Raw genomic sequence first — 6,861 nt, forward strand, 5'->3', positions numbered from 1 at the left:
TTGCAAGTTCATTGCGCCACCGGGCAAGATGCGCCCGCCGCCGCCCAGTTTTCGATCGCTTGATAGGTCGCTTCGGCGGAGCCCGGAGCCGGTTCACGACCCGATCCCGGCGCCCAGCCCCAGGCGACCAGTCTGTCGTCGCGAACATGCACCGCGATGTCCTTCAAGCTGCGGTTGCCATTGCGCAAGGGATCCTTGATCTGGGCGCAGATTTCGGCCGAGGACTTGCCGAACCAGGCCATCTCGGCTGGCGCCAGATGCCAGTTCTCGGCCCCGGGCGGCCCGTGCAATGCCTTGGAATTGCTGGAGAAATGGCAAGTCATGCAACGCAGGCCCGGACTGCCGAAGCCCGGCCCGTCAGCACCGCGCTGGACATTGAAGGCGTGCACGCGCGTGCCGCCGTAATGCGCACCCGACCAGCGCGGTCGCTCGTCCGCGACATGACAGTCAGCGCAGCGCGGATGCGAGAACACCGCATAGACCTTGTCCCATTCGGACAGGGCTTTTGCTGTGTCGACTGCCACCGGCGCCGGCGTCTGGCTCTCTTGCGCGATCGCAAACGGTGCTGCGAGCACAAGCATGGCAGCAGGCGTCAGCATGATGACGAGCTTCTTCATGCGAAGGCTACCGCTTTCGACAGCGGCAGCGTGCGGATGCGCTTTCCGGTGAGCGCGAAGATGGCGTTGGCGAGCGCCGGAGCCGCCGGCGGTGTGCCGACCTCGCCGAGGCCGCCCATCCTGTGGAAGTTTTCCAGGATGGCAACTTCGAATACCGGGCACTGGAAGATCCGCATGGCGTCGAAATCGTGGAAGTTCGACTGTTCGACCATGCCGTCGGCGAAGGTGATTTCCTGCCCCATCGCCGCCGAAAGACCGTAGATGGCCGCCGAGATCAACTGCGCCTCGATGATGCCGGGATCGAGCGCGGTGCCGACATCGGCGGCGATCCACACCTTCTCGATACGGATTCCGGCCGGCGTGTCCGCCACCTGGACGATCTCGCCGACCCAACTGCCGAAGGACAGGGTGAAGGCCATACCCCTGGCCTTGCCGGCGGGCAGCGCCTCACCCCATTTCGCCATCGCGGCGACTTTCTCCACCACCTTCACCGCCGAAGGATAGGCAGCCATCAGTCTCTTGCGCATCTCGACCGGATCGATTTTCCCGGCGACGGCGATCTCGTCCATGAAGCCCTCATGGAAGAAGCCGTTGACCGAACTGCCGACCGAGCGCCAGGAGCCGACGGGGATGGAGACCGGCGCCGCGACACCGCTGACCCGGTAATTCGGGATGGTGTAGGGCTGGTCATAGGCGCCGTCGACGATGCTCTTGTCGGGACCGAGCGGCGATATCGAGGGAAACAGCCGGCGCAGCATGCCGGCAATCACCGATGGCGAGGCCATCCTCATGTCGAGCGCGACCGGCATGCCATCGTCGCCGAGCCGCGCCTGGAACTTGCCGATAGCGGCCGGCCGGTAGGCGTCGTGGCGCATGTCTTCTTCACGCGTCCAGGTCACCTTGACCGGACGCCCGCCCGTCTCCCTGGCCATCAGCGCGGCGCACAGTGCGTAATCCACCTCGACGCGCCGGCCGAAACCGCCGCCCATGAAGGTGGTGTGCACATTGATCTTGTCCTGCCCGATGCCGACCGCGTTGGCGCAAAGCTGCCGCACCAGGGTCGGCGCCTGGTTGCCGCACCAGATGTCGAGCGCGCCGTCCCTGAGCTGCGCCGTGGCGTTCATCGGCTCCATCGTCGCATGCGCCAGATAGGGCACGGCATAGTCGGCCTCGACGATCCTTTCACGCGGCGCGTCGGCAAAGGCGGTGTCGACGTCGCCATTGTCGCGCATCACCGAGCCCTTGGTGCCGAGCGCCTGCTTCACGACATCGGATATGCCGGCGCTGCTGAGCGGATATTCGGGATCGGCCCACTGGGCGTCGATCGCCTCGGCGGCCTTGAACGCCGCCCATGTGTTGTCGGCGATGATGCCGAAGCCATGGCCGTAATTCGTCTCGAGCGGCACGATCTTGATCACGCCGGGCATTTTTTCGGCCCTGGAAAGGTCCGCCTTGACCGGCTTGGCCCAGAAGCGCGGGCTCATCTTGACAGTGCCGTAGACCATGTCCGGCAGCCTGACATCGATGCCGAAGATCGGCGCCCCGGTCACCTTGGCCAGCATGTCGATGCGCTTCTGCGGTTTTCCCAGCAGTTTCCAGTCGGCCCGGTCCTTGAGCCTGACTTCGGCCGGCGACGCCATCGCGGCGGCGGCCGCGGCGACCGCGCCATAGGTCAGCGACTTGCCCGACGCCTTGTGCAGGATCGAACCGTCGGCCGTTTCCAGATCGGCTGCGGCAACACCCAGTTCTTGCGCCGCAGCCGCGATCAGCATCTGCCGGGCAGCGGCACCCGCTTGCCGCATCTTGTCAAAACCATCGCGTGTCGAAGCCGAACCGCCGGTGCCCTGCAGGGCAAGGAACTTGCCGGCCACGCCGAGACCCGAGCGCACCGCCTGCGCGGTCATGCTCTCGTCGAAGAAGGCGAACGGACCGCCCTCCTCGAGGATCGCGGCGTTGTAGTAGGCATGGGATGCTGGTCCATGCTCGACCTTGACCCGGTCAAGGCCGACATCGAGCTCTTCGGCGACCATGGCGGCAAGCGTCGTCGAGATGCCTTGCCCCATCTCGGCGCGCGGCGCGACGATGGTGATGGTGTTGTCGGCGCCGATCTTCACATAGGGGTTGAACGTCGCCTCGCCCTTGCCGAGTTCGGCCTCGAGCGGGTTCGGAAAAGGCTTGCGATAGTAGTAATAGCCGACGGCAACGCCGCCCGCGACGGCGGCAGCGCCGATCAGAAACGTGCGGCGGGCGATCTTTCCGACACTGGCCATGGTCAGAGACCCGCCGTCTTGAGCGCCGCGGCCTTCTTGATGGCCGAGCGGATTTTGGGATAGGTGCCGCAGCGGCAGAGATTGCCGCCCATGGCATTGTCGATGTCGGCATCGCTTGGGTTGGCGACTTCGTCGAGCAGCGCCACCGCGCTCATGATCTGGCCGGCCTGGCAGTAGCCGCATTGCGCGACCTGTTCCTCCAGCCATGCCTGCTGCACCGGATGCAGCTTCCCCGCCGTGCCGATGCCTTCAATGGTCGTGATAGCGCCGCTGACCTGCCCAACCGGGAGCGAGCAGGAACGCACCGGCTGACCGTCGACATGAACTGTGCAGGCGCCGCAGGCGGCGATGCCGCAGCCGAATTTCGGCCCTGTCTTGCCAATGAGATCGCGCAGCGCCCACAGCAGCGGCATGTCAGGATCGGCATCGATATCGAAAGACTGACCGTCGACGGTAAGGCGCATGGGGATACCCTTTGTTGTCGTCCACTGCCAAGGCGAAGCGTCCTCTCGACCGTTTCGCTCCGATACAGATTGACAAATTTCGTCATTTTGTCAAATAGGATTTTGCAGGATAGAATTGCTCCATGAACCGGATCGAAGACATCGCCGCCACAGATCCCAAACGCGTCCGCATCCTGGATGGCGCGATGAAGGTGTTTTTGGCCTATGGCTTCACTCGCACCACCATGGACGACATCGCCCGCGCCGCAGACATGTCGCGTCCGGCGCTCTATCTCCTGTTCAAGAACAAGACCGACATTTTCCGCGCCATCGCCATGATGATCCTGTCACGCTCGGTCGAGGCGGCAAAGATTGCCCTATCCGGCGACGGCCCTTTCACCGAGCGCATGATGCGGGCCATCGACGAGGCATTCATCTCGATGATGGGCGCGGTCGTTGCTTCGCCGCACGGCGCCGAATTGCTGGACATGAAATCGAGCCTTGGCGATCTGGTAGGCTGCTGGCGCGGCGGGCTTGGCCAACACATCGGCACCGCGATAGAGCGCGAGGCAGCCAGGAACGGCGTCGACCTGGCGGCCAGAGGCCTGTCGGCGCAACTGCTTGCCGACATGCTGCTCGACGGGCTGGAAGGCATGAAGGCGCGGATCAGAGATCCGGAGGGACAGCGGCAGGCGGCCGCTGCCCTGATCAGGGTGATCGACCTGACCTTGAAGGCATGATTGCGGACCAATCGATGCACATTGATTGGTCGCTCAGGCGCGCCGGCGCTCTGCCTCCGGGTTCTTGCGCGCCGCAAGAAATTCCTTGACCCGCCGGCCAGGTGCCGGACCGCGCACCGGCTTGAAGCCGTCATCGAGTTCGCCGGAGAGATCGAGCGTCGGTCGCTTGCCGACGGCCTCGTAATTCTCTTCCAGCCAGTCGCTGGCGGCGGTGCGGCCGAGATCACGCAGGTAGGTCAGAAACGCCCATTCGGCGTTGACCTTCGAGGACGCCGACAGGTCCTTGAACGCCTCGTCGGCATCGATGCGGTGCATGCGGATATCGCGATACTCGCCATGCGGCAGACGGCCGGCGGCGATCAGTTCCTTGACGAAGGCGATCGAGCGGAATTCGCGCAGCAACCCGGCGTTGAAGGCGATCTCGTCGATGCGGTTCTGGATCTCGTTGGCGCTTCTTGGTGTTCCCTCCCGCACCACCGGATTGATCTGCACCAGAAGCACGTCCTCGGTCGCAGCCGTCTTGAAGAACGGATAAAGCGCCGGGTTGCCGCCATAGCCGCCATCCCAATAGGGCACCCCCTTGATCTCGACAGCACGGAACAGTTGCGGCAGGCAGGCCGAGGCCATCACCGTGTCGAGGTCGATCTCGCCATCGGAAAAGACGCGCAACTGTCCGGTCTCGACATTGGTCGCCGAGATGAACAGTTCCATTGACTTGCAGGCGCGGACATTGTCGAAATCGATCTCCTGCTGAACCACGTCGCGCAGCGGGTTGAAGCCGAGCGGATTGGCGACATAGGGCGAGAACACCCGCGACATGGTGTCGAAGAAGACATAGCCAGGCGTATTCTCGATCGACCAGTTGCCCCAGGCGACATCCCACGGCATGCGGTGTACCGGGCTGAACCGGCCCTTGGCCGCCACCGCGCGCCAGAAATCGTCAAGTTTCTGCCGCGCTCCCTCGACACCTCCGCGCACATATCCGTCGGCCAGCGCCACTGCGTTCATGGCGCCGGCGCTGGTGCCGGACACTGCTGATATCTCCAGCCGTCCGTCCTCCAGCAGGCGGTCGAGCACACCCCAGGAAAAGGCCCCGTGCGAGCCGCCGCCCTGAAGCGCGATGTTGATCTTCTTCTTTGTCTCCTCCGCCTTGCCGTTTTTGGTCATGGCGTCGTCCTTGGTTCGTTTTGGATAGATGAGAAGATTTTGCGCCTCACGCGGCGGTCCAGCCGCCATCGACCGAGAGATGCGTGCCGTTGACCTGCGCTGCCGCGTCCGAGCACAGGAACACCGCCGCTGCCGCGATCTGCTCCACCGTGACGAATTCCTTGGTCGGCTGCTTGTCCAGCATGACCTCACGGATGACGGTCTCGCGATCCATCTGATGGGCTTTCATCTGGTCGGGGATCTGCGCCTCGACCAGCGGCGTCAGCACATATCCGGGGCAGATGGCGTTGCAGGTAATTTTTTCACGCGCCAGTTCGAGTGCAACGGTCTTGGTCAAACCCATGATGCCATGCTTCGCCGAGACATAGGCCGATTTGAACGGCGACGCGACCAGGCCGTGCGCCGAGGCGATGTTGACGATCCGGCCACCGCCGGCCTCCTTCATCAGCGGGATCGCGGCTGCAATGGTGTGGAACGCCGACGACAGGTTGATGGCGATGATGGCGTCCCATTTCTCGATCGGAAAGTCCTCAACCGGCGCGACATGCTGGATGCCGGCATTGTTGACGAGGATATCGACCGATCCGAATGTCTCAGCCGCCTTGGCGACAAGCGCCCGGCATTCCGCCGGTTTCGACATGTCCGCCTTGATGTAGGCGGTTTTCACCCCGTGGTGTTTGGCGATCGCATCAGTGATGGCGTGGTCGGCGGCCGTGTCGGAGAAAGAGTTGACGACGACATTATGGCCTTCGGCCGCCAACGCCTGGGCGATGGCCAGGCCAATGCCCGATGTGGAGCCGGTGATGACTGCGGTTTTTCTGGCGGCCAAGGGCGGAGTCCTCTGGTTGCGGCAAGAGCGAGCTTATGTTGCACTGCAGCATATATGCTCAATGCGACGCAATAACAGCGGCCAGAATTTTTGAGGAGATGAAATTTTCGTCATGAGCGGCCACACGGCCGCTCACCAGGAGGATATCGTTTGGATCGCCGGTCGCTCGCCAGGCGCCGATAAGCCTCAGGCAGCCAGCTCCGGCACCGGCCCGACATAGTGCGACTGCGGGCGGATCAGCCGCCCGGTCGTCTGCTGTTCGCGCGCATGCGCGATCCAGCCGGCGACGCGCCCAGCGGCAAAGACATTGCTGAAGGTTTGTGGCGGAAAGCCCGCCGCCTCCAACAGCAGCGCGGTGTAGAACTCGACATTGGTCTGCAGCGAGCGCGACGGCTTGGCGATCCGCAGCACGTCGAGCGCTACCTGTTCCACTGTCTCCGCGAATGCCAGCCGGCGGCCGGTTTCGCCCTCGCCGCCGAGTTGCCGCACGACGGCCTTCAGCACATCGGCGCGCGGATCGCGCACACGGTAGATGCGGTGCCCGAAACCCATGATGCGCCTGCCGTGCGAGATCTCGTCGCGAAGCCAGCCGGCGGCATCGCCATGCGCCTGGATCGCATCCAGCATCTCGATCACCGGACCGGGCGCCCCGCCATGCAGCGGCCCCTTTAGCGCGCCGAGCCCGGCCAGCACGGAGGATGTCAGGCCGGCCTGCGTCGAGGCCACCACGCGCGTCGCAAAGGTCGACGCATTGAGGCCATGATCGCAGACGGTCACGAGATAGGTATCGAGCGC

General features: G+C 64.1%; 7 protein-coding genes. 1 reads left to right on the forward strand and 6 read right to left on the reverse strand.

Features of this window, described 5'->3' with window-relative positions:
- Positions 1-8: 8 nt before the first annotated feature.
- From EN906_RS17330 to EN906_RS17340, 3 genes are read right to left on the reverse strand one after another with little or no spacing between them, the layout of a single operon-like run.
- Positions 9-617, reverse strand: coding sequence for a hypothetical protein (locus EN906_RS17330; protein ID WP_127266907.1), 609 nt, complete (start codon positions 615-617; stop codon positions 9-11).
- Positions 614-2,887: a molybdopterin cofactor-binding domain-containing protein gene (locus tag EN906_RS17335; protein WP_127270169.1), complete on the reverse strand. Its 2,274-nt coding sequence runs from the start codon at positions 2,885-2,887 to the stop codon at positions 614-616. Before EN906_RS17335 ends, EN906_RS17330 begins: the two co-directional genes overlap by 4 nt.
- A gap of 2 nt (positions 2,888-2,889) precedes the next feature.
- Positions 2,890-3,351: a (2Fe-2S)-binding protein gene (locus EN906_RS17340; RefSeq protein WP_127266909.1), complete on the reverse strand. Its 462-nt coding sequence runs from the start codon at positions 3,349-3,351 to the stop codon at positions 2,890-2,892.
- 122 nt (positions 3,352-3,473) lie between these two features.
- On the opposite strand from EN906_RS17340, the gene EN906_RS17345 reads away from it, so the two are divergent.
- The gene (locus EN906_RS17345; RefSeq protein WP_127266910.1) at positions 3,474-4,070 is read left to right on the forward strand and encodes a TetR/AcrR family transcriptional regulator; all 597 of its coding nucleotides are present in this window, start codon (positions 3,474-3,476) and stop codon (positions 4,068-4,070) included.
- Between the two features lie 33 nt (positions 4,071-4,103).
- Here the strand turns inward: EN906_RS17345 and EN906_RS17350 are convergent, their stop codons facing one another.
- The 3 genes from EN906_RS17350 to EN906_RS17360 form a co-directional block, all read right to left on the reverse strand.
- Entirely contained in the window at positions 4,104-5,237 is a 1,134-nt protein-coding gene (locus EN906_RS17350; RefSeq protein ID WP_127270167.1) for a patatin-like phospholipase family protein, read from the reverse strand.
- Between the two features lie 46 nt (positions 5,238-5,283).
- Positions 5,284-6,066 carry a 3-hydroxybutyrate dehydrogenase gene (locus EN906_RS17355; RefSeq protein WP_127270166.1) on the reverse strand — a complete coding sequence of 261 codons (783 nt, stop codon included), beginning with the start codon at positions 6,064-6,066 and terminating at the stop codon, positions 5,284-5,286.
- 186 nt (positions 6,067-6,252) lie between these two features.
- A partial coding sequence (locus EN906_RS17360; protein WP_281060447.1) for a citrate/2-methylcitrate synthase occupies positions 6,253-6,861 on the reverse strand: 609 nt, incomplete at its 5' end.

Source organism: Mesorhizobium sp. M7A.F.Ca.CA.004.06.1.1, from assembly GCF_003999135.1.
Lineage (GTDB): Bacteria > Pseudomonadota > Alphaproteobacteria > Rhizobiales > Rhizobiaceae > Mesorhizobium.